Source organism: Bacteroides caecigallinarum, from assembly GCF_021530995.1.
Taxonomy (GTDB): domain Bacteria; phylum Bacteroidota; class Bacteroidia; order Bacteroidales; family Bacteroidaceae; genus Phocaeicola; species Phocaeicola faecigallinarum.
In genome coordinates, this window is record NZ_JADYTF010000001.1 from 48,774 (window position 1) to 74,589 (window position 25,816).

The window sequence follows — 25,816 nt, forward strand, 5'->3', positions numbered from 1 at the left end:
ATTAATGGAATAGTTCCTGAACAATTTATATTCATTTGTAGTTATTTTTTTAGTATATTCGCAAGCATAAAGTAACACCAGACATGAAAAAGTTTTTAAAATGGACAGGAATAATCATATCTATTCCGTTCGCTTTACTCATCATAATTTCAATCCTGATATACATTCCACCTATACAAAATTTTGCAGTCAGGAAAGCAGCTACCATAGCTTCGGAGGCTGCTGGTATGGATATAAACGTAGGCAAAATAACACTATCTTTTCCACTTAATCTGAATATTCACCGTGTTTCGGCCATAGAGAATGGAGATACGCTACTTAGTGCAGGACAGATAAGCCTGAAAATACAGATGCGCCCGCTTCTGAAAAAACAAGTAGAGATTGATGCTTTCAAGCTGAAAGACATCAGCCTCAACACAAAAAATATGATAGAGGGGCTTACACTGAAAGGACTGATGGGAGAGCTTTATCTGGAATCGCACGGGATAGCATTAAGTCCGGAAACAGCTATAATAAATGAACTAAGAATAAAAGACACTGATCTGGATGTATGTATAGCAGATACTACGGCTGCAGATACTACAGCCAGCGAACCTCTATATTGGAAAATAATGCTACAGAAAGCCCAAATAGACAATGTAGCTGTACAACTTAACATGCCTCTTGACAGCATGAATATGAATCTTAAGCTTAATCAGGCATTACTGGCTGGTGGTATGATAGACCTGAAAAAGGAAGAATATTCACTAAAAACTTTATCTGTAAAAAATTCTGCTGCTGAATACATAACCGGAAATACAGACAGTATAAAAACTGAAGGATTCAATCCTTCACAAATATTACTGACAGGAGTTAATATAGGTTTGGATTCGGTTTATTACTGCGGCAACACCATAAGGGCAGGAATCAATCATTTGAGGATGAAGGAGAGTTGCGGAACTGACAAGTCGGCAAAGCCAATGGAAATTATTTCTGCCGAGGGAAAAATAAACATGAATGACAAAGGCATGAATATTTCCGGCTTTGAGCTGAAGACTACAGACTCATACATAACGATGCAGGCAAGTGCCGGAATATGGGATAATGACGGAAGTATTTCAGCCAGAATAATGGCCGACATAGGCAAACACGACCTGTTACGCTTTATCGCAGACGTGCCGGAAGAATCGGCTTTACCAATTTCTCAATTCAAAAAAGACTTTCCTTCTGTTCCGCTCCAAATCAGAGCCGGAGTGGACGGAAGTGTCAATGCTTTGCGTATAACATCGGTAAGTGCTGAAATACCCGGACATATAAGGTTTGCAGCCGACGGATATGCAAACGACATCATGGACACTACAAAAATGTGTGCACACATAGACTTGAAAGCTGATTTTCCGGATGTGAAGTTTGCACAATCATTTTTGGGCTCGACCGTAGTACCGGCCGACTTGACTATGAGCGGAACTTTCGATCTGAAAAACGACAGCGTGACTGCATCGGTCAATGTACAGCAAGGTGATGGCAACGTCAGTCTGAATGCAGGATATATACCCAAGCGTGAAGCTTACTTTGCCGGTATTGATATCGCAGACTTGAACATGCATAATTTCATGCCTGAAGATTCGCTGTTCAGAGTCAGTGCTTCGGTAAGGGCTGATGGAAGCGGGCTTGATTTCATGTCGCCACAAAGCAATATGGAAGCAAAAGCCAGTATCACGAACCTGGAATATGCAAGGCGTGCAGTGTCTGGCGTAAACATAAACGCCAGTCTGAAGAATGGCAATCTGAATGCTCTTATTGACATCAATGACAATCTGATGGACATTTCATCAGTGTTGCGCGCTGATATCTCGGCTGAAAAAATTGCTGCAGGAATAAAAACAGATATCAAAAGGCTTGACCTGCATGCCATGGGAATTTCTCCAGAGCCTTTCAAGATGGCTGAAACTATAAGTATAGACGCACAAACGGACATGAGCCAAAGGCACAGCGCAAAAGTCAAAGTGGGCGATATCAGGCTGATTACTCCTAAAAGGACTTTCAAAACCAAGGATATTAACCTTGGTATCAGTATGACGGAAGATTCGCTGAGAAGTTACATTAACTCAGGCGATATGACTATGCTCCTTAGAACGACCGGCGGTATAGACTTAATCTCGGAAAGAATCTCAAGGATTTCTTCTGTAATAGAAAAGCAATGGAAAAACAGGAGTATGAATCTGGATTCTATTAGAGAAATGCTGCCCGAAACAACATTCAGGATATTTGCCGGCGATGACAATCCATTTGTAAATACTATGGAAATGAGAGGCATAGGTTTAAAAAGAATGTATGCATCATTTGCCACATCTTCCGCAAAGGGAATAGAAAGCAAGGCTTATCTGTATGGTCTGTATACTGACAGCCTACGCCTGGACACAATAAATTTTAATGCCGTACAAGACTCCACAGGTATTATACTTACAGGTGGGGTAAAAGCAGGAAAAACGAAGAAGCAGGAGGCTTTCGGAATTACATTGAATGGTGAAATCCGGAATGATAATGCCAGCCTGATTGTGAGATACAACAATGAAAAGGGTGAAACCGGAGCTCATATAGGACTGAAATCCGTATTACGCAAAAGGGGGATAAGCCTGCATGTAATACCGGAAAATCCTATTCTAGTATACCGCAAATTCAATCTGAATCCGGAAAATTATATTTTCCTGGCCGATAAGGGAAGAATATTGGCAGACATGCGCCTTACAGACGATAACGGAACGGGACTTCAGATTTACTCTGTTCCGGACTCAACTTCATTACAAGATATTACTGTAGCAATAAACCGTCTTGACATAGGAGAATTCAAGCGGATAATTCCATATATGCCGCCTGTACAGGGTATTATAAATGCCGAAGCTCACTATGTTCAGCAAAACGAAGAATCGTTTATGACTGCCATAGAGACAGGAATAGAAAGTTTTGCATACGGAGGAGCACCTCTGGGTAATTGGAATATGAGTGCGGTATATCTTCCTACTGACGATGGAGGACACCACGTGGACGGATTTATAACACGCGACGACAAAACTCTGGCGGAGATAAACGGACAGTATAAGGCTGCAGAAAAAGACGGAGAAGAAGACAATATAAATGCTCGTCTGAACATCCGGCAATTTCCACTGGCACTTGCCGGCGCGTTCGTTCCTGAAGATATGGCATCGCTATCAGGATATGCAAGTGCGGATGTATCTATAGGCGGATCCACATCATCGCCTGCAATAAACGGTAGTATGCAAACGGACAGTGTAAACGTGTTCATACCAATGACATCGATGAACCTTAGGTTTGAGAACAAACCCATAACAGTGACGAACAACAGACTGATGTTCGATAAATACAGTATCTACTCAAGAGGAAAAAACCCATACGTAATAGACGGGACAATAGATTTCTCCGATATGGAAAACATGCGTATGGACTTGATGATGACAGCCAGAAACTTCGAAGTGTTCAACTCTAAGAAAAATCGTAAATCGCTGGTATACGGAAAGATGTATATAGACCTAAATACATCAATAAAAGGAACACCTGATGCCATTTCGGTGAAAGGTAACGCAAATATCCTTGGAAGCAGCGACTTTACATACGTATTAAGAGAGTCACCTCTGACTGTGGAAGACAGGCTGGCAGAGACAGTGACATTCGTAAATTTTGCGGATACGGCCGCAGCAAAAAGAAAACCTCTACAGGAGGTACGTCCAGGAGGTATAGATATGTTGGTAAACCTGCATATTGACCAGGCTGTACAATGCAAGGTTGATATAAACGAAAGCGGATCGAACTATATGCGTGTGGAGGGTGGCGGCGACCTGGCATTCCAATATACTCCGGATGGAAACATGCTGCTGAACGGACGTTACCAGCTTATGAGCGGTGAAATGAAATATGAAATGCCGGTCATACCGCTCAAGACATTCCGTATTCGTGAAGGCAGCTACATAGAATGGACTGGAAACGTAATGGATCCACGACTGAACATCCAGGCATACGAACGTACAAGAACGTCTGTCACTCAGGAAGGACAGGCAGCAAGAATGGTAGGATTCGACGTTGGTGTAAGCATTACCAACAGATTAAGTGATTTGGGATTCGAATTTACTTTGGATGCACCGGAAGACGGCTCAATGCAGAACGAACTGGCGGCAATGTCTGCCTCACAAAAAAACAAAGCAGCAGTAACAATGCTGGTTACGGGAATGTACATTTCTGACAGTTCGACGGCTAAACTGGATGCAAACAGTGCTCTGAACTCATATCTGCAAGGACAGATTAACAATATAGCCGGTAATGCACTCAAGACGATTGACCTGAGTGTAGGCATGGAGACTACAAACGCTACGGAAACCGGAGACCAGCGTACGGACTACAACTTCCAGTTTGCAAAACGTTTCTGGAACAACAGAGTACGTGTGGTGATAGGCGGAAAGATTTCGACTGGTAATGCCGCTGTTAGGGATGAATCGTTCATCGACAATATCTCGCTTGAATACAGACTGGACAACAGTGGTACAAGGTACGTCAAGCTCTTCCACGACAAGAAATATGCCAATGTGCTGGAAGGAGAAGTGACTGAAACCGGAGCAGGTATAGTACTGAAAAAGAAAGTGGCACGAATAAAGGATTTATTCATATTTCAAAGGAAAAAGAAAAAGGATGAGGACTAAATGTTTTCAGATATTAAAGAATTTACAATGACAAAAAACAGATATATAACAATAGCTTTCCTTGCAATCATACTTTCGGGATGTTCCACTACAAAAAATCTTCCCGAGGGCGAGACTCTATATACCGGTATAAAAAATATCAGTATAGAGGATAAAGACATGTCCGAACATGGGCAAAAGACTCTGGACGAGGTTACTGCCGCCGTGAGTGTAGCTCCGAACAACTCCGTTTTGGGAAGTGCGAAACATCGTATTCCCTTTCCTTTCGGACTATGGATATACAACAGTTTCCAGAAATATGAAAAAGGACTGGGCAGATGGATTTTCCGGAAACTGGCTGCAAACCCCGTGACGGTATCGTCTGTAAATCCTGAAACCCGCACGAAAATTGCGTCCAATCTGCTGAAAGATTATGGATATTTCAATGGAAACGTCACTTATACTGTGGACAGCACTAAAAATCCACGTGCGGTAAAACTGAGCTATGACATCAATATGGGGCAGCCTTATCTGATAGATACTGTGACATATGAGGGATTCCCGGAAAAAGCGGACAATATAATAAGAAAGCATTTCGACGAAAGAATAATCCGAAGCAATGAGAATTTCGACGTTACACGCTTGAATAGCGAACGTGAAAGACTTGTAAACCTGTTCAAGGATAATGGTTACTATTTCTTCCGTAGCGAATATATATCTTTTCTGGCAGACACATTGATCAGACCGGGATACGTCAGCCTGAAAATTGTTCCCGGGAGTAATATTCCCAAAGAAGCTAAAACACAGTACGTAATAGGCAAAACTGATGTAAGGCTCATAGGTTACAATGGCGAACAGCCCAGTGATTCCATCTGTGCAAGAGACTTCACCGTTCATTATTTCGGGGAGAAACCGGAACTGAAATATGGAGTACTGAGGAAAAGATTTATCTATAGAAGCGGTGAAACTTATTCGTTGACAAGACAGAACTATACTCAGGAGGCACTTGCCAGACTAGGAGTGTTTAAATTCAACGAATTCCAATATACCCCACGAAATGGCTCGGATACTCTTGATATAAAGGTAAACTCTATGTTCGATCTGCCATACGACAGCGAACTTGAGTTCAATCTTACTACAAAAGATACCAAACAGACAGGTCCGGGTGCGAAATTCAATCTCTCGAGGAAGAATTTCATGCGTATGGGAGCGTCGCTGAATCTGGAGTTGAAAGGATCTTACGAATGGCAAACCAGTTCCACTGTGGACGGGCGCAGCTCAGTAATGAACTCTTATGAGCTTGGAGCAGCACTATCACTACAGTTTCCTCGTATCATCCTTCCTTGGCTTAGAGACAGGATTGACCCGTTCCGGTTTCCGTCGAACACAAATTTCAAGCTGTATGCCGAGCAAATAAACCGTGCCAGATATTTTAAGATGCTGTCGTTCGGGGGAACTGTATCATACAGTTTTCAGCCGAAAAGAAGTATGAAACATTCTGTTACACCACTTAATTTGGCATTCAACACACTACAGAACAGGACTGATGAGTTCAACCAGATAGCGGCACAAAATCCTATGCTTTTCTATAGTTTGAACGATCAGTTTATCCCGTCGCAGTCGTACACTGTTACATTTGACAATTCTTTCCGGAAACGTAAGCACCGTGTGTGGTGGGAAAACTCGCTTACAAGTGCCGGGAACATCACTTCCCTGGTATATGCAGCGTTCGGACAAAAGTTCACTGAAAAAGACAAAAAGCTGTTGGGAACTCCTTTCGCCCAATTTCTGAAATATTCATCAGAAGTACGGAATACCGTATGGTTCAACGATATGCACCAGCTGGCTTTCAGGGCTATGGGAGGTATAATATGGGCGTACGGGAACAAAACCATAGCTCCATATACCGAGCAATTCTATGTTGGTGGAGCAAACAGTATACGTGCTTTCACTATCCGTTCCATAGGTCCGGGACGATACCAGCCGTCAGCCGACAATACATATTCATATGTCGACCAGACCGGAGATATAAAACTTGAAGCTAATATAGAGTATCGTTTCAGATTATTGTCTAAATTTGCAGGCGGAAATCTGAACGGAGCAGTCTTTCTGGATGCAGGCAATGTATGGCTTCTCAGAGAAGATCCCGCAAGACCTGATGCACAATTCACATTCAATCGTTTTTTCGACAGTATAGCTCTCGGTACTGGAGCCGGAATACGTTATGATTTGGAATTTCTTGTCCTACGCCTTGACTTGGGTATCGCCCTCCATGTGCCATACGATACAGGAAAGAAAGGATATTATAACATACCACGTTTCAAAGATGGAATGGGACTGCATTTTGCAATCGGATATCCGTTTTAAAAACACAACAATCAGTAACAGCCATGAAAAAAACTTTTATCACATTAATTACTGCCATCTTCATTACAGCATGCGCAGGGAACAGCAAATCAGAAAAAAAACTAAATATGGAAAATGTAAAAGAAACATTGGTATGCCTGGAAACAACTATGGGCAACATCACAGTGAAACTGTATGACGAGACACCTAAACACAAAGAGAATTTCATTAAACTGGTAAAAGAAGGGGCATACGATAGCACTCTTTTCCACCGCGTTATAAAAAACTTTATGATTCAGGCCGGTGACCCTCTCAGTAAAAATGCTACTGATACCACTACACTGGGAAGTGGAGATGTAGGTTATACAATTCCAGCAGAGTTCAACAAAAACTTTTTCCATAAAAAAGGAGCTCTTGCAGCTGCACGCCAGGGCGACGAAGTGAATCCGGAAAGGGAATCATCCGGCTGTCAGTTCTACATCGTAACAGGACGAAAATTCAGTGAGGCTCAGATGATAAATATGGAAAACCACATGAACGAAGCTCGTCTGGAAGAAGTTTTCAATAATCTGGCACGCAAACACATGAAAGAAATTTACAAAATGCGCAAGGCCGGCGACACAGAAGGTCTGCTTGAGCTTCAGGACTCTTTGGAATCGCAGGCAAGAAATATTGTCGATAAAGAACCTGCACTGAGATACACCAAGGAACAGAAACAGGCATATACAACAATTGGTGGAGCGCCTCATTTGGATGGAGCTTATACAGTATTTGGCGAAGTGGTGGACGGAATGGATGTAGTGGAAAAGATTGAGCAAGTTGGTACAAACCGTGCCGACCGTCCAAAAGTAGACATCCGTATCACTAAGGCGACAGTAATCAATTAATATCATGAACTCAATAACTCCATTAACTTTTAAATTTGAATGATAACCGTTAATCGCCATATTCTGAAAAATGGTCTGCGCATTGTACACAGTGAAGATATTACCACACAGATGGTAGCACTTAACGTATTGTACGATGTAGGAGCTAGAGATGAGCATCCTGAACATACAGGATTTGCCCACCTGTTCGAACATCTGATGTTCGGCGGCTCCATAAACATTCCCGACTACGACACACCAGTCCAGAATGCCGGAGGAGAGAACAATGCGTGGACCAATAACGACATAACAAACTACTATATCACTTTACCACGAAACAATGCAGAGATTGGCTTTTGGCTGGAAAGTGACAGAATGCTGTCACTGGACTTCAACGAAAGAAGTCTTGAGGTACAGAAAAATGTAGTGACAGAAGAGTTCAAACAAAGGAACCTGAATCAACCGTATGGCGACGTGTCGCACATACTGAGAGATATGGCATACAAGACTCACCCATACCGTTGGCCGACAATTGGTAAAGAGATTAGCCATATCACCAATGCCACTCTTGAGGAAGTAAAAGACTTTTTCTACAGATTCTATGCCCCAAACAACGCTATACTCGCAGTGAGCGGAAACATCTCCTTCGATGAGACAATACGCCTCGCCGAGAAGTGGTTTGGAGATATCCCGGCTAGAGACATCAAACCAAGAAATATTCCACAGGAGGAGTTGCAGACGGAAGAACGCCGCATGACGGTGTACCGAGATGTTCCAGTGGACACCCTCTATATGGCATTCCATATATGCGGACGACGCGACAGCGGTTATCACACTTTCGATTTAATATCTGACATTCTGTGCAACGGACGCTCTTCTCGCCTAATACAGAGACTAGTATTAGAAAAAAAGATATTCAGTTCGGTGGATGCCTATATCTCAGGAAGTCTTGATAGCGGACTTTTCCATATAACAGGAAAACCTTGTGACGGAATCAGCCTTGAAGAGGCCGAAAAAGCTGTTTGGGAGGAACTGGAAAATTTGAAACACTGCCCTGTTGAAGAGACAGAACTTGAAAAGGTAAAGAACAGGTACGAAAGCGAACAGATTTTCAGTAACATAAACTATTTATCTGTAGCTACCAATCTGGCATTCTTCGAATTAATAGGTAAAGCCGAAGATATAAATAATGAAGTACAGAAATACCGTTCCGTATCGCATGAACAGATAGCCAAAACGGCAAAGGAATGCTTCATAAACTCCAATTGTAACATTTTATACTACAAAAAGCATCTAGCTAAACAGAATGAAACAACATTACCGTACACTCCTGAGTTTGGGAATTCCTATTGTAATAGGACAGATAGGAGTTATAGTTCTTGGCTTTGCTGACACTCTGATGATTGGACATCACAGCACTACAGAACTGGCAGCTGCAAGTTTTGTAAATAACATGTTCAATCTGGCTATAATATTCAGTACTGGCTTTTCTTATGGACTTACTCCAATAGTAGGCAGTCTGTTCGGGCGCAAACTACGCAACGATGTAGGACGTGTACTAAAGAATAGCCTTGCAGCCAACACACTGCTTGCCGTATTGGTATGTGGAGTTATGGCATGTTTATACGCAGCTATCCCAAGTATGGGACAGCCGGAGGAGCTGATACCCTATATCCGTCCCTATTTCCTTATATTGCTTGCATCCATACCTTTTGTATTATGGTTCAACGGTTTCAAGCAATTTGCCGATGGAATAACAGATACCAAAGTCTCCATGTGGATTCTACTTGGAGGAAATGTTCTTAATATCATCGGCAACTACATTCTTATATACGGAAAGTTGGGATTACCAGAAATGGGACTTTCCGGAGCAGGACTATCTACCCTAATATCAAGAATCCTGATGGTAATAGCCTTTGTATTACTGTTTTTTATGACTGACAGATATAAGGATTTCAAGCAAGGATTCAAACAAGGGAAAATCAACAAAGCAGAATTCACCGAACTGAATAAACTGGGATGGCCTATTGCAGGACAAATGGGAATGGAAACAGCATCATTCAGTCTCAGTGCTATCATGATAGGCTGGCTTGGAAGTATGGAACTGGCATCATATCAAATTATGATAGCAGTATCACAGGTCTGTTTCATGATGTACTATGGAATGGGAGCAGCTGTTTCTGTAAGAATAAGTAATTTCTATGGTCAGGGAGACATTGAAAATGTACGTCGGACTGCAAATTATGGTTTCCACATCATATTGGTAATGCTTTTTATGACTGGTATTCCAATATTTCTGCTAAGAAACCACATAGGAGGCTGGTTTACTGACAGTGAAGAAGTAAGCCGTATGGTAGCTAGCGTAATTTATCCATTTCTACTCTACCAATTTGGTGATGCCTTACAAATAAACTTTGCAAATTCACTGCGTGGTATAGCTGATGTCAAGCCTATGCTCCTCTATGCATTTATAGCCTACTTCGTAATATCTCTTCCTGCAGGATACATCTTTGGTTTCGTTCTCGATGGAGGGCTCATCGGAGTATGGATGGCATTCCCTTTCGGACTGACCAGCGCAGGAATAATGTACTGGCTACGTTTCAGAAAAAAAACGAGTTCTTAATTACTAATTATTAATTTTATACCATCATGTTTTCCACCAAAACCAAACTGGCATTCGGATATATCATCCTCATAATCCTACTCCTGGGAGCAATAGGATACGTATATAAACAGATGACTCTCCTTACTCAGCCTACCGGGTTGGAGGAAAGCATATATAACCGTCGTCGTACTACTCACAGCATCATAAGCAGACTGTACGAAACGGAGGTTATTGGACAGGCATTACGTACCGGTAGTTCTGACGAAATATGGCTATACACCAAAGCCATGAAAAAAGTACATCTGTCGCTGGATACATTGCGAAGCCAGCTCACCGATACCATCCAGCAGGCGCGTATAGATACTGTCAATATGCTACTACGTGATAAAGAACGTAATATGCTGGCGGTATTGGAGGCTTTAAGCACAACTCCAACAGACATAATCTACCGCAAGCAACTGGACAGTCTTTTACATGAGCATGACTCTCTCATTAATGAAAGTCATGTCCGCCGACGCGTGGTAACACACCACAATACATATACCATCCACCACGAACCTAAAGGATTTTTCCGCCGACTGGCAGATGTTTTTGCTCCTGGCAAAGCAGATTCTACCGAAGTAAGCAATGTTGTAGAAGAAGTTTTTACAGATACTATAGATCAGGTTTTCAGTCCAATAGACACAATAGCATCTATGCTGTCCGGTATTCAGGACAAAGTTTTTCAAACCCGTCAGGACGAACTGCGCACGCTAAGCTATAGGATTAATCGCCTTAAAATAGCAGGAAGCCACCTAAGCCAGCGTGTGAACCAACTGCTTGAAAGCATTGAAGAAGATGAGCAGGCTGCTTTGGCTGCACGAATGTATCACGAACAGTCTATCCGTCGCGACGCGGCCATAGCCATGGCAGCGATATCAGTTGTCGCAATAATCCTGGTACTGGTGTTCTTTACAATAATATGGCGCGACTTGACACGAAGCAATCACTACCGCAATGAACTTGAAAAAGCACGCGATTATGCCGAAGACTTGCTACGTGCCCGCGAGAAACTCATGCTGACAATAACCCATGACATTAAGGCTCCTGCCGGGTCAATAATAGGATATACTGACCTGCTGGAACGTCTAATAAATGACAAACGTCAGAAGTTCTATCTAGATAGTATGAAGAACTCAGCCCAACATCTGTTGGCTTTGGTTACTTCACTACTGGACTATCATCGCCTGGAAGCAGGGAAAATGGATCTGAACCCTGTGGCCTTCCGTCCGTTCAGACTGATGGAAGACATATACAACAGTTTCCTTCCGCTAGCAGAGAAAAAAAACATAAACCTTAACTACTCTCCTGAACTGGAACAAAATCTTACCTTGGAAGGCGACCCGTTCCGTATAAGACAGATAGTGGAGAATTTGCTGTCAAATGCACTTAAATTTACAAACGAAGGTTGTATCACGCTAACTGTATCCTATTCCGGAGTACGCTTAAGATTTAGCGTGGAAGATACAGGATGCGGTATGAGCAAAGCCGAGCAGGAAAAAATATTCACAGAATTCACTCGCCTGCCTGGAGCACAGGGACAAGAAGGTTTCGGTTTAGGTTTATCCATAACCCGTAAACTGGTAGAACTTCAAAACGGACAGATAAGTGTTGAAAGTACTCCCGGGCATGGAAGTTGCTTCAGCGTAATAATCCCGTTACCATCATATACACATGAGAAGGACACAGAGGAACCAGAAACGGAAAATCCTAATCCCACTATTTCAAATATCCGTATATTGATAATAGATGATGACAGCATACAGCTCCAGCTTACAAAAGACATGCTACTCAGCCTGACATCATCTGAAAAAAATGTAATAAGAACTATAGTGTGCTGCCAGCATCCTGAAGAAGTATTTGAACGGATAAATGAAGAAGAGTTCGATATCATATTCACGGATATCCAGATGCCGGCAATGGACGGATTCCATCTTCTTGAAGCTATCCGCAATATTCCATGCAAGCAAGCTCAAGATATTCCGGTTGTAGCCATAACCGCACGTGCGATACCTGATGATGAAGGTTTCCGGGCCAGAGGTTTTGCTGCCGTATTACGCAAACCTTTCAGCCGCAAAGACATTATTAATGCCATTGGATTTGCACTCAATAAAACTTCAACAGATATTACGGAATTTAATGCCGATAAAAATGACATTGTAATAACAACTTGTAATGAAAACAAAACCATATCAGAAGAGAGCTCTGTCACTAGTTCTGAATTCAATTTCTCTCGCCTCACAGAATTCTCAATGGACGATGTAGAAGCTGCCCGTTGTATACTCACCACATTTGCAGATGAAACCAGAAAAAATATCACTAAGATGGATGATGCTATCAGTAGAAATGACATCAAAGAAATATGTGCCATAGCTCATAAGATGCTTCCTACGTTTATAATGATAGAAGCACGTGAGGCTATTCCATCCCTTCAATGGCTTGACGAACATAAAGAAAAGAGCACAGATTCTGAAACTGCACTGACCCATGCCCATATAATAATAAAAACAGCTATCAACGCCATACGCGTCATAGATGATAATGCCAGCTGAGTAATATTACTATCTCGCTATCCAGAGTTCAGGATTTAATTTTTCCTTTTCTTTTCGCAGCTGGAAATGAAGCACTGTATTTCCATCTGCATCAGTATTAATCTGTCCCAAAACATCACGCGTTTTCAACTGACTGCCCTGTTTAACAATTACAGACTCAAGATTGCAATAAACAGATATATAGCTCCCGTGGCGCACCAAAACATTGGCAAGTCCGTTATACTGGAATACGGCAGTAACCTCTCCATCAAAAATAGTACGAGCCATTGCGCCTGATTTAGCTTTGATGTCTATACCTTTATTATCAAGACGAACATTTCTAAGGCCTTCTACCTGATACTGTCCATAGCGGCCTACAATTACGTATGGACCTGTAACTGGAACAGGAAGTTTTCCTTTGTTGCGTTCAAAAGTTCCGGACAGTTTACGGTCAGAGTCATCCACCTTATAAACATCCATCTGCTCTTTTTCTTTCTTGACTTTTTCTTCACCAGACTGTTTTTTTGTCTGTGCCTCTTTGCGACGACGTTCTTCCTCTGCTCTTTTTCGTGCTGCCTCTATTTCTAAAGCTATCAAACGATCAATTTCAGCATTAAGTCTGTTTGCCGCCTTGCGCTGCCTGTCCAACTCACTGCGAATCTGCAACTGCTTCTTTTGCATAGATGCAAGCAATTTCTTTCTGTCTGCTTCCTGAGCTTCCAGTTTCTTTTTTTCTGATTCCTGATGCTTAAGCAACGCTATTTTCGCCTGATATGTTTCTTCAGTAACCTTCTTCTTTTCCTGTATTTCTGATAGCTTAGTCTTTATTTCCTCACCTTTGAGACGCTGAAATTCAGCATATTGACGCACATAACGCAGGCGTCTGTACATCTGGCTAAGATTATCGGCCGAAAAAATAAACATAAGCTTTTCCTGAATACTACTGTTCCGATGAAGATATTTAAGCGATTTCTCATAACTGACACGCTTATGTTTCAGCTCCTCATCCAATATTTTCATTTCACTCTTCAAACGATTTATCTCCTGCTGAATAGTATTTACATCTCTCTGGACAGCAGATAAATATCGACGTCTTTCTGCTATTTGCCCACTTATCAAAGCCAAATTCTCCAACTGGCTTTTTACATCCTTACCTGTCGACTGAAGCAATGTCTCGGATTCATCTATACGCCGGTGAAGTTCATTACGTTCCTTCTCCAACTGTCTGATTTTGGGTGTAGACTGAGCACACACCAACTGCAACAGTTGAGTGAAAACCAATAATAATATGAACCTTAAAGACATTGACATATTTATCTTATTGTTTTATAATCAATTGTAACAACTCCTGAATAGATATTTTCCTATATTTAGAAGAAATCTCCGACTTCGCATCCCAGTCAGAATCTGTTCTTATACGTGACAGTTTCATCGACAAAGAATACGTCTTGTCTGTACCTTCGGACTGCATTTCGACTGATTGCGGAAAAACGTCATTTCCCAACACTGTAAAATCCGCATAACGACAATGAAGTGAATATGGCAAACCTTTTAGAGATATCACTGTCTCTTCCAGACGACCGTCGGTTGCTGATGTAAAAAAGCTGTATCCTATACGTTTTGTACCTTTCACCTGCAATTTTGCCTGGTTACCATACGGACTAAGATTAAATTTCTCAGCATCCGACTCCGACAGTTTTTCTCTTCCTGGAATAAATATTTCATTCAAAATCAGGGACTGAAGAATATTAAAGTCGAGTTCTGTATTAAGCATACTGCTCAGTTCTCCAAACCCCAGCTCAACATATTGCTTATTCATACGGTTGATAGCGAGAACCTTTTCAGGCGTAATATCTATTCTTGCCACTTCTATGCCAAGAAAAGGAGCAACTGTGATACGGATTATTTCGCCACGGCGTATACGCATATTGGCATTCACGCTTATTGGTGATGCTGAACCGGTATTGAGTTCCAAACGAGTACGCGCTGTAAGATTCTGGCGCGATGGAGTCCACTCTATCACCTTCTCCATATATTCGGTTCCAGAAAGTCCGCCTATCATTGTGTTACGCAGCGTGTTTCTGGAAGTAGAACATGAAGTCAGGATTAATATTAACAGGAATAAATATTTGATTTGTTTCATAACATACTATTATTCAATATATCTGCGTAAAGCAATTTTCTGCTTCAGTCTTTTTATTTCTTTTTCCGGACGCGGAGTTGAACCGTCATCTGGCGAAGCCTCAATGTTTAATGCTTTCTTCCACAATTCCAAAGCCTTATCTTTTTCTCCAAGCTTATAGTAAATATCACCACAATGTTCCACTATTACCTGACTGCTATCGCCACCATTTTTCATTGCCTGTTCTATATATATACGGGCTTCAGTATATCTTCCTTTCTCAAACAATATCCATGCGTATGTGTCAAGGTATGTAGAATTCTCTGGCTCAGCCTTGACCGTAATAAAGCTCATCTCTTCCGCTTTGTCAAGATTGGTACGTTCCACAGAAAGATAATACGCATAATTGTTAAGCGTATTTATATTATTAGGATTATATACCAATGACGAATCGTAAGCTGCATATGCCTCAGCCTTCATCTCTCGTGAATGGTACAAATCGCCGAGAATAGAATAAAAGTCGGAAGCAATATTCTTGTCACTCTTTTCATTTATCTGCTGTACTCCTTTATTGAACACTTCAAGTGCCTTGTCAGTCTGATCCTTCTGATAATGAGCCAGTCCAAGATAGTAATAAAATTCCATGGCATCAGGATTATAGACAGTAGCAGGAGTTGCCACACGTATAACCTCATCCAGATTATTATCCCTTATCGCATAACTAAGAAGCTGGAGCCTTGCAGGTTTGTTCTCAGGATCAAGACTCAAGACCTTATTGAGTACAGGAACAGATTCCTTCTCCATCTTCTTTGTAATCAGATACTGAGCATAAAGCATAGGAACATCAGCATTAGGCTGTTTCCTAGTAAGAATAGTTTCAAAGAGACGTATTATCTTCGTACTGTCTCTGTCTGTCTGTTCAGACTTCATTATCAGCTGACGCATGAAATCCAACTTTAATTTGGTATCAACATTTTCATTAACAAGGATTGAATCAATCTGCATGTCATAAAGGCTGTCCTGTCCGGTTTTCTGATAATAGGAAGCCAATGATACCATAGCCGGAGCATAATCGGGCTCTTCTTTCAAAATATCCTGATATACCTTCAGAGCTTCATCATTGCGACCATTACTAAGATACACATCGCCAAGTACAGTACGATAACGCATATCATAAGGATACTCATCCACCAGTGACTGTATCTCACTAAAAGCTTTTTCCATATTGTCAAGCTGAAGATAAGCACGGAATTTCTCCATACTTATCTGCTCGGACTTACCATCGAGTTCCTCTATGCGGTCCAATGTTGTGACCAGACTCTCATAGCTCTTTGTACGACTGTAAAGATCGGCCAGCGAAAGCAAAGGTTCCAGACGTGAAGGAAATATCTGTGCCATATCTTCATAAACGGAAATGGCCTTTAGCCAGTTCTGTTTTGACTGATAATATGATGCCAATGTCTGTTTATACCAAAAATTGGTATCATCCGAACGTACAGCCTGTTTAAGTGCCTCTTCTCCTTTCGATTCCTGCCCAAGAAACATATAGAATTGAGATATTTCATAAAGTACGGCAGCCGACCCGGGATAAATATCCAGGCAATGACTGTACAGCTGAAAGGCAGCGTCGTATTCACCTTTCTGCTTCATACGTACAGCTTCGAGAAAATAGTAATCAAACTTACGACGCTGCTCGTATGTCAATGGATCCTTAAGTTCCAATGAAGCATTATCCTTTACTGAAGACTTGTTTTTCAATGTTCCACAAGACGATAATAAAAGGATAACTATTAGGAGTAGATATGGCATTTTTCACCTCCTTCCGCTATGTCCGAAACCACCGGTTCCGCGTTCAGTATCATCCAATGTATCAGTCTCTTCCCATTCAGCCTGTTCGTGACGAGCTATTACCATTTGGGCTATACGTTCACCATCCTCTATAATGAAAGGTTCAGCCGACAGATTTGCAAGAATAATACATATCTCACCTCTATAATCGGCATCAATAGTGCCGGGACTGTTCAATACTGTAATTCCTTTCTTTATTGCAAGACCACTGCGCGGACGAACCTGAGCCTCATATCCTGCAGGCAGAGCCATAAACAAACCGGTAGGAACAAGACAACGCTGAAGAGGTTGAAGAGTTATAGGAGTATCAAGATTGGCACGAAGATCAAGACCTGCCGAAAGAGGAGTTGCATACTGCGGCAACGGATGTTTTGACTTATTGATAATTTTAATTTTCATACTGTTGATGTTTTTATGGACACAAAGTAAATAGAAATATTTTATTTCTCAAAATCAAACTGCCGGCAGGCTGTTACCATTAATCTTTCTATACAAATCAAGTGCATAAACATCAGTCATTCCGGATATATAATCCAGAACCGCAATAATCCTTCCGTAAAGTGACGGAGCTGATATATCGTATTGAGTAGAAACTCGATTTATAAGGAGTTGGGAATAGGCTTTTTCCGGATAACGTACCGCATCTATCATCAAATCTGTCAGTGTAGACATAACCTTGTAACCGGCCAACTCAATATCAACAACATCCTTCGAGCAATATATACGGCTGAATGCTGTACGCGAACATGCCTCATATGCTTTTCTCACATGTTCATCCATGTGATTAATAAGCGGCCCGGAGAATGTACCGGCAAGTATATTTTCTTCATTTTCAACAAAGGCACGTGTACATTCTTTTATCAGGATACCAATAGCCGTACTGCGAAGATAGGCTATCTGTTCGTTAGTATCAGTAACCATAGAACATATCATATCAGTACGTTCCAGCCTTTCCTTGGATAGGAATCCTCTATACAGCTGTTTTGTTTCTTCTGTTGTCAATATCTTCAGTTTATGTGCATCTTCTATATCCATCATCTGGTAGCATATATCATCGGCAGCTTCAACAAGATAAACCAGTGGATAACGGGCATACCTGACAGGTTCACCTTCGCCACTCAGACGAATTATACCCAGTTCTTCAGCAATTTTTCTGAAAGAATCTTCTTCAGTCAGGAAAAAGCCGAATTTCTGCTTAGCACCGGCTAGTGTGGATGAATAAGGATATTTGACTATTGAAGCCAATGTAGAATATGTCATAACGAAACCTCCCTGACGTCGCCCTTTAAACTGATGTGTAAGCAGACGGAAGGCATTAGCGTTACCTTCGAAATGGATTATATCATTCCATTCTTCAGAAGTGAGCAAATCCTTTAGAATCAAGCCATTACCTTCAGAAAAATATGTACCTATAGCTTTCTCTCCGGAATGTCCGAAAGGAGGATTACCCAAATCATGGGCCAGACACGCAGCCGAAACGATAGCTCCTATTTCGCTAATATGAGTATCAGATAGTTCCGGATGTTTGCGAAGCAGTCTTTGTGAAACTTCATTGCCTAAAGAACGTCCTACACACGAAACTTCCAAACTGTGGGTAAGACGATTATGAACAAAGATGCTCCCCGGCAACGGGAACACCTGAGTTTTGTTTTGCAGGCGCCGAAAAGGAGCCGAAAAAATCAGACGGTCATAATCGCGCTGAAATTCAGTTCTGTCATCTTTTCTAGCTTCATGAAGATGTTCAAGACCAAATCTTTTATTTGAAATTAATTGTTGCCAATTCATGATTTCAGCTAACCACCGGATTTGCACCTGATGTTATATTCAAAGCTTCCGGATGTTCTTTAATATATGATTCTATATGACGTACACGTTTTTCTTCCAATATTTCATCTACCGCTATAAGTATACCTGTTTCTTCCACATCTCCAAAACCATAATTAATAGCAGTACCGAACATACGCATTGTAGGCGACAAACTCATATATGCATTTACCAATGGAGGTATATTATATCCTAATTTGCGGACCTCAGTATTCAATATCTTATAATCTTCCTTAAAAGTATTACAGCAGAAAAGCTTCTCCAACTGTTTAACATCAGTTTCAATCTCAAGAGGCTGAACCGGAGTAATCAAAGCATCTGGATCGCTGAAATGCTTATTAAGGAAATAAAGAATCATATCGCGTCCGTAACGGTTATAACTTGGATACATAGTCATCTTACCGAAATAATATTTCATCTTAGGATTTATAACCGTCAATGCACCAAGACCATCCCAAAGATTATCCAAGGCAAAAAGTCCTTTAGAACCGGCACGGCTAGACTGATATTCCAATGTAACGAAAGAACGTCCCAACTCTACCGTATAAGGCATATATTCTTTCAGGAATTTCTCTGAAAAATTAAACATGTGAGCTGTAGCCAACACAGGTTTTCCGTGTTCATCAAATTCCACTTCATCACCAAACAAATAGCGATAACCTCCCAAAATTTCTTCTGCGTCAGGATTCCATACGACCAACTGCTTGTATGGATTCTCCATCAAATCATATTCATCCAAATCAAGAGACTTACCTGTACCCCCCCCAGCTTCGCGAAATGCTATTTCACGCAGACGTCCAATCTCCTTCAATACATTAGGAGAATCTTTCCAAGTAACAATATATATTTCGTTATGACTCTTATTTGTAAATCTTAAACGTTTTTCCTCTGTCAATTCCGATTTCAATATTTCTTTATCAATCGGAGCAATAATATCTTCCATATATTTCCTCTATATTCTTGTTTTTTCTCTGTAAAGCTATAATTTATATACCAAATCGCGTACATATTCAGCCCATCCCGCATGCGAACGGGTTTTATCAAAAGTCTGCCATGGTATTGGTTTTCCGATCGTTATCTTAAAAGTTTTATGCCTGTTTTTATACATTTCGTCAGCCAAATACAACATAGCTATATTAAATTTTATCCCAAAGAACTTACATAAGTTGGCCAAATTGTAAAAGAAATCTGAATTACGACCTTCAAAATGAATAGGAACTACGTCACGATGAGTTTCTATACTTTTTGAAATGAATGTTTTCTTCCATTCCAAGTCTCTTATTACGCCATTATTCCTTCTGGAACATAATCCTGCGGGGAACATTATAATGTGTTCATTGGAACGAAAACCTGCTTCAACCATGCGTGGAAAATCTCTTGATTGAGAACCTGTTTTATTTATTGGAATACACAGAGGAGCCAATCCATGAAGATTCATCAATAAATCGTTTACCAGATATTTAATTCTACCATTGTAATGTTTACCTAAAACATAACCTAAGGCAATACCATCCTGTCCCCCTAGAGGATGGTTTGAAACAAAAGTACACAATCCCGTTTCAGGCAAGTTTTCAACACCTTCCACTTCAAGTTTAATATCAAGATACTCCATACAAGCTTCAAGGAAATCGACTCCTGTCTTATCAGAAACACTTGATAAAAAACTGTTTATTTCATCCTGATGAACTATACGCTTAAGATAAGAAACTACAAAACGAGGAACACGGCGAGCTTTCTTGCCTGCCTTATCCTTTAAAATTTTGTCTATATCAATCAGAAATACGGAATTGTCTGACATAAGCCTTCTTGTTTTTTCGGGTTATTCAGCGCAAAAATAGTGTATCTTTTGCAAAAAGTTACATTTTAGTGGAAAAAATACACAATAACATGCTAAAAAATATATGACAACACATTTTCAGACACTTTTTTTACATTTGTTTTAAACAATATTCATTTTTGAAATCATATCATCATACCTGTTGATAACTTTTGGAAAGATTTTCAGATTTTCATACGTTGATTTTGTAAGTAAATTTATAATTTTACGCCTAATTTGGATAATAAGGTATAAAGCTAAAAAAAAGACATTTATGGACGATGTAAAACAGACATATCATATACCGGTACTACTTGACGAAAGCATAAACGGCCTGGACTTGAAAAAAGGAGGTATTTATGTTGATGTCACTTTTGGTGGTGGAGGACATTCGAAAGAGATTTTAAAAAGGATGGACGAGACCTGCAAACTTTACAGTTTTGACCAGGATGAAGATGCAGAAAGTAACATCGTCAATGACAGTAGATTCACATTCGTAAGAAGTAATTTCAGGTATCTAAAAAACTTTTTAAAATACTATGGAATTACTGAAGTGGATGGAATTTTGGCAGATTTAGGAGTTTCGTCACATCACTTCGACGACTCTGAAAGAGGATTTTCATTCCGTTTTGAAGGCAAACTGGATATGCGAATGAACAAAAGATCCGGCATGACCGCCTCCGATATAATAAACACTTACGAAGAAGAGAAGCTGGCTGATATCTTTTATTTATACGGAGAATTAAAGAACAGTAGGAAGCTGGCTGCTACTCTTGTAAAAAGAAGAACTACAAAACAGTTTGAAACTATAGGAGACTTTTTGGATGTAATAAAGCCTCTTTATGGAAGAGAGAGAGAAAAAAAAGAATTGGCAAAAGTTTTCCAAGCTCTCAGGATAGAAGTGAACCATGAAATGGAAGCATTAAAAGAAATGCTTATGGCTGCTTCGGAAATTTTAAAACCAGGTGGAAGACTTTCGGTTATCACATATCATTCGTTGGAAGACAGGATGGTTAAAAACATTATGAAAACCGGGAATATAGAAGGGAAAACGGAACAAGACTTTTTCGGGAACGTGAAAACTCCGTTCAAGATTATAAACAATAAAGTCATAGTACCGACAGACAATGAAATAGAGACAAATCCAAGATCGAGAAGTGCAAAACTAAGGATAGCGGAAAAGAAATAAATAGATAGAATATGGGTAACAAAGATAATTCAAACAACGGACAGAAAAATTCCGGTATAACATGGAAAAGTATTCTTGGAGGTGATATTCTAGCCCATGATTTCTTTAGAAGACAGGTAAATCTGCTATGTCTGATTGTAGTACTGACTATAGTATATATCGACAACAGATATTCCAGCCAAAGAGAAATGATTGAAATAGATAAGCTTAAGAAAGAGCTGACGGATATTAAATACGATGCCCTGACTATTTCATCCGAACTGACAGAAAAGAGTCGCCAATCGAGAATAGAGACCTACATATCAGAGAAAGGCACTCCACTTGAGACTTCTGCCAAACCACCATATTTGATTAAGGAGGATTATTAATGATACCAGGACACAAGAACATAACTCTTAGATACACCTTTTTCGTGCTGATAATGGCTTTACTGGCCATTGCAGTAATCGTCAAGGCAGGTATTATCATGTTTGCAGAAAGGCAGTATTGGAAAGATGTAGCTGACAGATTTGTACGTGAAAACGTAATAGTCTTCCCTACACGCGGTAATATAATTTCTGCAGACGGGAAGCTTATGGCCAGCAGCTTGCCGGAATTCAGAATATATATGGACTTCAAAGCCGGCGGAGTGAAAAAAGACACTATGTTAATGAACCATTTGCAGGAAATATGCGAAGGGCTTCACAGAATCTTCCCAGACAAAAGTGCTGCTGAATTCAGAAAAACTATCTTAAGGGGTAGGAAACTGGGTAGTAGGAATTACCTGCTATATCCAAACAGAATTTCATACATAGAATATAAGGAAGTAAAGAAACTACCGTTATTCTCACTTAACAGATATACCAGCGGACTTCATGAGTTGGCATATAACCAACGTAAAAAACCATTTGGTTCACTAGCAATGAGAACTTTAGGTGACTTATACCCAGACACAGCTTTGGGAGCAAAAAACGGTCTGGAACTTACATACGACAAATATCTAAAAGGTGAAGTAGGTATTACTCACCGACAGAAAGTCCGTAATATGTATCTTAATATAACAGATAAAGAGCCTGTAGACGGATGCGACCTCATAACAACAATTGATGTTGATATGCAGGATATAGCTGAGAAAGCTCTTGTGGACCAACTAACCAGCTTACAGGCAGAAGCTGGAGTTGCCATAGTTATGGAGGTAAAAACCGGAGACGTAAAGGCTAATGTTAATATGACAAGAGCCGGAGACGGTAAATATTATGAAATGAGAAATCTGGCTGTAAGCAATCTTATGGAACCCGGTTCCACTTTTAAGACAGCTTCTATAATGGTAGCAATGGAAGATGGATACATCACACCTGATTATGAGGTTGATACCGAACAGGGAATAGTAAATATGCACGGCAGCAGGATGAGAGATTGGAACTGGTATAAAGGTGGATATGGAGTAATTAATGTTACGAAAATACTTGAAGTATCTTCCAATATAGGTGTCTCTAAAATCATAGACAATTTTTATGGAGATAATCCACAAAGATTCATTGATGGCATTAAAAGAATGAGTATTGATACACCTTTGGATCTTGGATTTATAGGCGAAGCAAGTCCAAGAATACTTGGTCCAAAGGAAAGATATTTTGCAAAAACCACTTTACCATGGATGAGTATAGGTTATGAAACTCAGATTCCTCCTATATATATACTCAATTTTTACAATGCTATAGCGAATGATGGAAAAATGATAAAGCCAAAGTTTGTTAAGGCTATTACTAAGGATGGTAATATCATAAAAGACTTTCCAACTGAAGTTGTAAACGAAAAGATATGCTCGGATAAAACACTTGAACAGATAAGGATGATACTCAAAAGTGTAGTAGCCAATGGCCTTGCAAAACCAGCTGGTAGCAAATTGTTCAGTGTTTCAGGGAAAACAGGTACTGCACAAATTTCACAAGGTAAAGCCGGATACAAGAGTGGAGGAACAAAACATTTGGTTAGTTTTTGCGGATATTTCCCTTCCGAAAATCCTATGTACAGCTGTTATGTTGCAATTCAAGCTCCAAAGGCTAGCCCTTCCGGAGGTGTACAGGCTGGTAGCGTATTCAGCAAAATAGCAGAAAGAGTTTATGCTAAACATCTGTTTTTTGATCTGGCACAAGCAAAAGATTCAACTTCAGTAATGATTCCCGATACAAAGAACGGTAGTATAAACGAGACCAAATATATTCTTGGCGAACTTGACATAAACTTCAATGAGCCAGGAAACGGAATAGAATGGTGTAAAGCTGCCGGAGAGATAAATAATGTACGACTAACAGAATTAAACGTTAACGACAAACTTGTTCCTAACGTGAGAGGGATGGGCGCAAAAGATGCCGTATTCCTACTTGAGGAGAAAGGTTTAAAAGTAAGATTAAGCGGAATGGGAAAAGTTGTTTCGCAAAGTATAATTCCGGGAAGTACAGTAAAAAAAGGTCAGACGATATTATTAACATTGAAACATTAAAGAACTTAAAAATACAAAATCCATGCTTCTAAAAGAATTACTAAAACCTGTCGGTAAATATGAAATAACTGGCAGTGAGGAAATTGAAATAAACGGAATAGAAATTGATTCCAGAAATATAAAGGAAGGAAATGCCTTCATAGCTATTAAAGGGACTCAAGCTGACGGACACAATTATATAGGAAAAGCCGTTGAACTAGGTGCAACAGCTATTATTTGTGAAAAATTGCCGGAAACAACTGCAGATAGTGTTACTTACGTTACAGTAAACGATACAGAAGATGCTGTAGGGAAAATAGCAACCACATTTTATGGAAATCCCACTGACAAGCTAGATCTAGTCGGAGTGACAGGAACAAACGGTAAAACTACCATCGCCACATTATTATATAATATGTTCAGAGCGTTCGGCTATAAAGTAGGACTGATTTCAACTGTATGCAACTATATAGATAATGAAGCAATTCCTACGGAACATACTACTCCAGACCCTATAACACTTAACAAGCTACTTGGCAAAATGGCAGATGAAGGATGTAAATATGCTTTCATGGAAGTAAGTTCACATTCTGTAGCACAAAAACGAATAGGAGGACTTAAATTTGCTGGAGGCATATTCACAAATCTTACAAGAGACCATCTGGATTACCACAAGACTGTAGAGAACTATCTGAAAGCAAAAAAAGCATTCTTCGACGGATTACCTAAAACCGCATTTGCACTTACAAATGCCGATGACAAGAATGGGCTGGTAATGGTACAAAATACAAAAGCAAAAATCGCCACTTACTCTCTACGAACAATGGCAGATTTCAAGGGGAAAGTACTTGAAGACGGTTTTGAGGGGATGCTTATGGATATAAATAACACAGAGGTTAACGTCCAGTTTATAGGCAAATTCAACGCATATAACCTGCTTGCCGTTTATGGTGCAACTTATCTTTTGGGCAAGAAGCCTGAAGATATATTACTTCAGCTTAGTACTTTACGACCTGTAAACGGAAGATTCGATTCAATGCGTTCACCTAAAGGTTATACAGCAATAGTAGACTATGCACACACGCCGGATGCACTTGTAAATGTATTGAATGCAATACATGACGTACTTAAAGGTAGAGGAAATGTTATTACTGTAGTAGGTGCCGGTGGAAATAGAGATAAAGGCAAGAGGCCAATAATGGCACAGGAATCAGTAAAACAAAGTGATAAGGTAATAATTACATCGGACAATCCTCGTTTTGAAGAGCCTCAAGACATTATTAACGACATGCTTGCAGGACTAAACAAGGAAGAGATGAAGAAAGTATTGGCTATAACAGACAGGAAAGAAGCTATACGTACAGCCTGCATGCTGGCAAATCAGGGTGATGTGATACTGATAGCCGGTAAGGGACATGAAAACTACCAAGATATAAAAGGAGTAAAATATCACTTTGACGATAAAGAAATAGTAAAAGAAATTTTCAGTAACGAATAACAAA

General features: G+C 40.2%; 16 protein-coding genes and 1 pseudogene. 10 read left to right on the plus strand and 7 right to left on the minus strand.

Annotated features, from left to right (window positions below; all coding sequences use genetic code 11):
• Positions 1 to 83 precede the first annotated feature (83 nt).
• The 6 genes and pseudogenes from I6E24_RS00205 (at position 84) to I6E24_RS00230 (ending at position 13,075) form a co-directional block, all read left to right on the plus strand.
• Positions 84 to 4,688 (plus strand): translocation/assembly module TamB domain-containing protein, encoded by a 4,605-nt coding sequence (locus I6E24_RS00205; protein ID WP_235325280.1) that lies wholly within the window; start codon positions 84 to 86, stop codon positions 4,686 to 4,688.
• A 27-nt stretch (positions 4,689 to 4,715) separates the two neighbouring features.
• The gene (gene tamL, locus I6E24_RS00210; RefSeq protein WP_235325282.1) at positions 4,716 to 7,034 is read left to right on the plus strand and encodes a translocation and assembly module lipoprotein TamL; all 2,319 of its coding nucleotides are present in this window, start codon (positions 4,716 to 4,718) and stop codon (positions 7,032 to 7,034) included.
• 23 nt (positions 7,035 to 7,057) lie between these two features.
• Positions 7,058 to 7,900 (plus strand): peptidylprolyl isomerase, encoded by an 843-nt coding sequence (locus I6E24_RS00215; RefSeq protein ID WP_235325284.1) that lies wholly within the window; start codon positions 7,058 to 7,060, stop codon positions 7,898 to 7,900.
• A 39-nt stretch (positions 7,901 to 7,939) separates the two neighbouring features.
• Positions 7,940 to 9,175: pseudogene (locus I6E24_RS00220) on the plus strand (M16 family metallopeptidase); the annotation flags it as partial.
• Positions 9,176 to 9,185: 10 nt separating this feature from the next.
• Positions 9,186 to 10,502: an MATE family efflux transporter gene (locus tag I6E24_RS00225; protein WP_235325286.1), complete on the plus strand. Its 1,317-nt coding sequence runs from the start codon at positions 9,186 to 9,188 to the stop codon at positions 10,500 to 10,502.
• Positions 10,503 to 10,528: 26 nt separating this feature from the next.
• Positions 10,529 to 13,075, plus strand: coding sequence for an ATP-binding response regulator (locus I6E24_RS00230; protein ID WP_235325288.1), 2,547 nt, complete (start codon positions 10,529 to 10,531; stop codon positions 13,073 to 13,075).
• 9 nt (positions 13,076 to 13,084) lie between these two features.
• On the opposite strand, the gene I6E24_RS00235 is transcribed toward I6E24_RS00230, so the two are convergent.
• The 7 genes from I6E24_RS00235 to I6E24_RS00265 are packed head-to-tail and all read right to left on the minus strand — an operon-like array spanning position 13,085 to position 20,646.
• Entirely contained in the window at positions 13,085 to 14,359 is a 1,275-nt protein-coding gene (locus tag I6E24_RS00235) for a murein hydrolase activator EnvC family protein (RefSeq protein ID WP_235325365.1), read from the minus strand.
• Between the two features lie 13 nt (positions 14,360 to 14,372).
• Positions 14,373 to 15,197, minus strand: coding sequence for a DUF4292 domain-containing protein (locus tag I6E24_RS00240; protein WP_235325290.1), 825 nt, complete (start codon positions 15,195 to 15,197; stop codon positions 14,373 to 14,375).
• A 9-nt stretch (positions 15,198 to 15,206) separates the two neighbouring features.
• Positions 15,207 to 16,985 (minus strand): tetratricopeptide repeat protein, encoded by a 1,779-nt coding sequence (locus I6E24_RS00245; RefSeq protein WP_235325292.1) that lies wholly within the window; start codon positions 16,983 to 16,985, stop codon positions 15,207 to 15,209.
• Positions 16,986 to 16,988: 3 nt separating this feature from the next.
• Complete coding sequence (dut, locus tag I6E24_RS00250) at positions 16,989 to 17,423, minus strand: dUTP diphosphatase (protein WP_235325294.1); 435 nt, start codon at positions 17,421 to 17,423, stop codon at positions 16,989 to 16,991.
• Positions 17,424 to 17,477: 54 nt separating this feature from the next.
• Positions 17,478 to 18,809 carry a deoxyguanosinetriphosphate triphosphohydrolase gene (locus I6E24_RS00255; RefSeq protein WP_235325296.1) on the minus strand — a complete coding sequence of 444 codons (1,332 nt, stop codon included), beginning with the start codon at positions 18,807 to 18,809 and terminating at the stop codon, positions 17,478 to 17,480.
• Between the two features lie 4 nt (positions 18,810 to 18,813).
• Positions 18,814 to 19,791 (minus strand): GNAT family N-acetyltransferase, encoded by a 978-nt coding sequence (locus I6E24_RS00260; RefSeq protein ID WP_235325298.1) that lies wholly within the window; start codon positions 19,789 to 19,791, stop codon positions 18,814 to 18,816.
• Between the two features lie 36 nt (positions 19,792 to 19,827).
• Positions 19,828 to 20,646, minus strand: coding sequence for a 1-acyl-sn-glycerol-3-phosphate acyltransferase (locus tag I6E24_RS00265; protein ID WP_235325300.1), 819 nt, complete (start codon positions 20,644 to 20,646; stop codon positions 19,828 to 19,830).
• A gap of 292 nt (positions 20,647 to 20,938) precedes the next feature.
• Here I6E24_RS00265 and rsmH point away from each other — a divergent pair, with 292 nt between their 5' ends.
• The 4 genes from rsmH to I6E24_RS00285 are packed head-to-tail and all read left to right on the plus strand — an operon-like array spanning position 20,939 to position 25,812.
• Positions 20,939 to 21,853 carry a 16S rRNA (cytosine(1402)-N(4))-methyltransferase RsmH gene (gene rsmH / locus I6E24_RS00270; RefSeq protein WP_235325302.1) on the plus strand — a complete coding sequence of 305 codons (915 nt, stop codon included), beginning with the start codon at positions 20,939 to 20,941 and terminating at the stop codon, positions 21,851 to 21,853.
• Positions 21,854 to 21,864: 11 nt separating this feature from the next.
• Positions 21,865 to 22,221: an FtsL-like putative cell division protein gene (locus I6E24_RS00275; protein ID WP_235325304.1), complete on the plus strand. Its 357-nt coding sequence runs from the start codon at positions 21,865 to 21,867 to the stop codon at positions 22,219 to 22,221.
• On the plus strand, positions 22,221 to 24,335 hold the full coding sequence (locus tag I6E24_RS00280; protein WP_235325306.1) for a penicillin-binding protein: 2,115 nt from the start codon (positions 22,221 to 22,223) through the stop codon (positions 24,333 to 24,335). The genes I6E24_RS00275 and I6E24_RS00280 overlap by 1 nt, the downstream gene beginning before the upstream one ends.
• A gap of 22 nt (positions 24,336 to 24,357) precedes the next feature.
• Positions 24,358 to 25,812, plus strand: coding sequence for a UDP-N-acetylmuramoyl-L-alanyl-D-glutamate--2,6-diaminopimelate ligase (locus I6E24_RS00285; protein ID WP_235325308.1), 1,455 nt, complete (start codon positions 24,358 to 24,360; stop codon positions 25,810 to 25,812).
• Positions 25,813 to 25,816 lie beyond the last annotated feature (4 nt).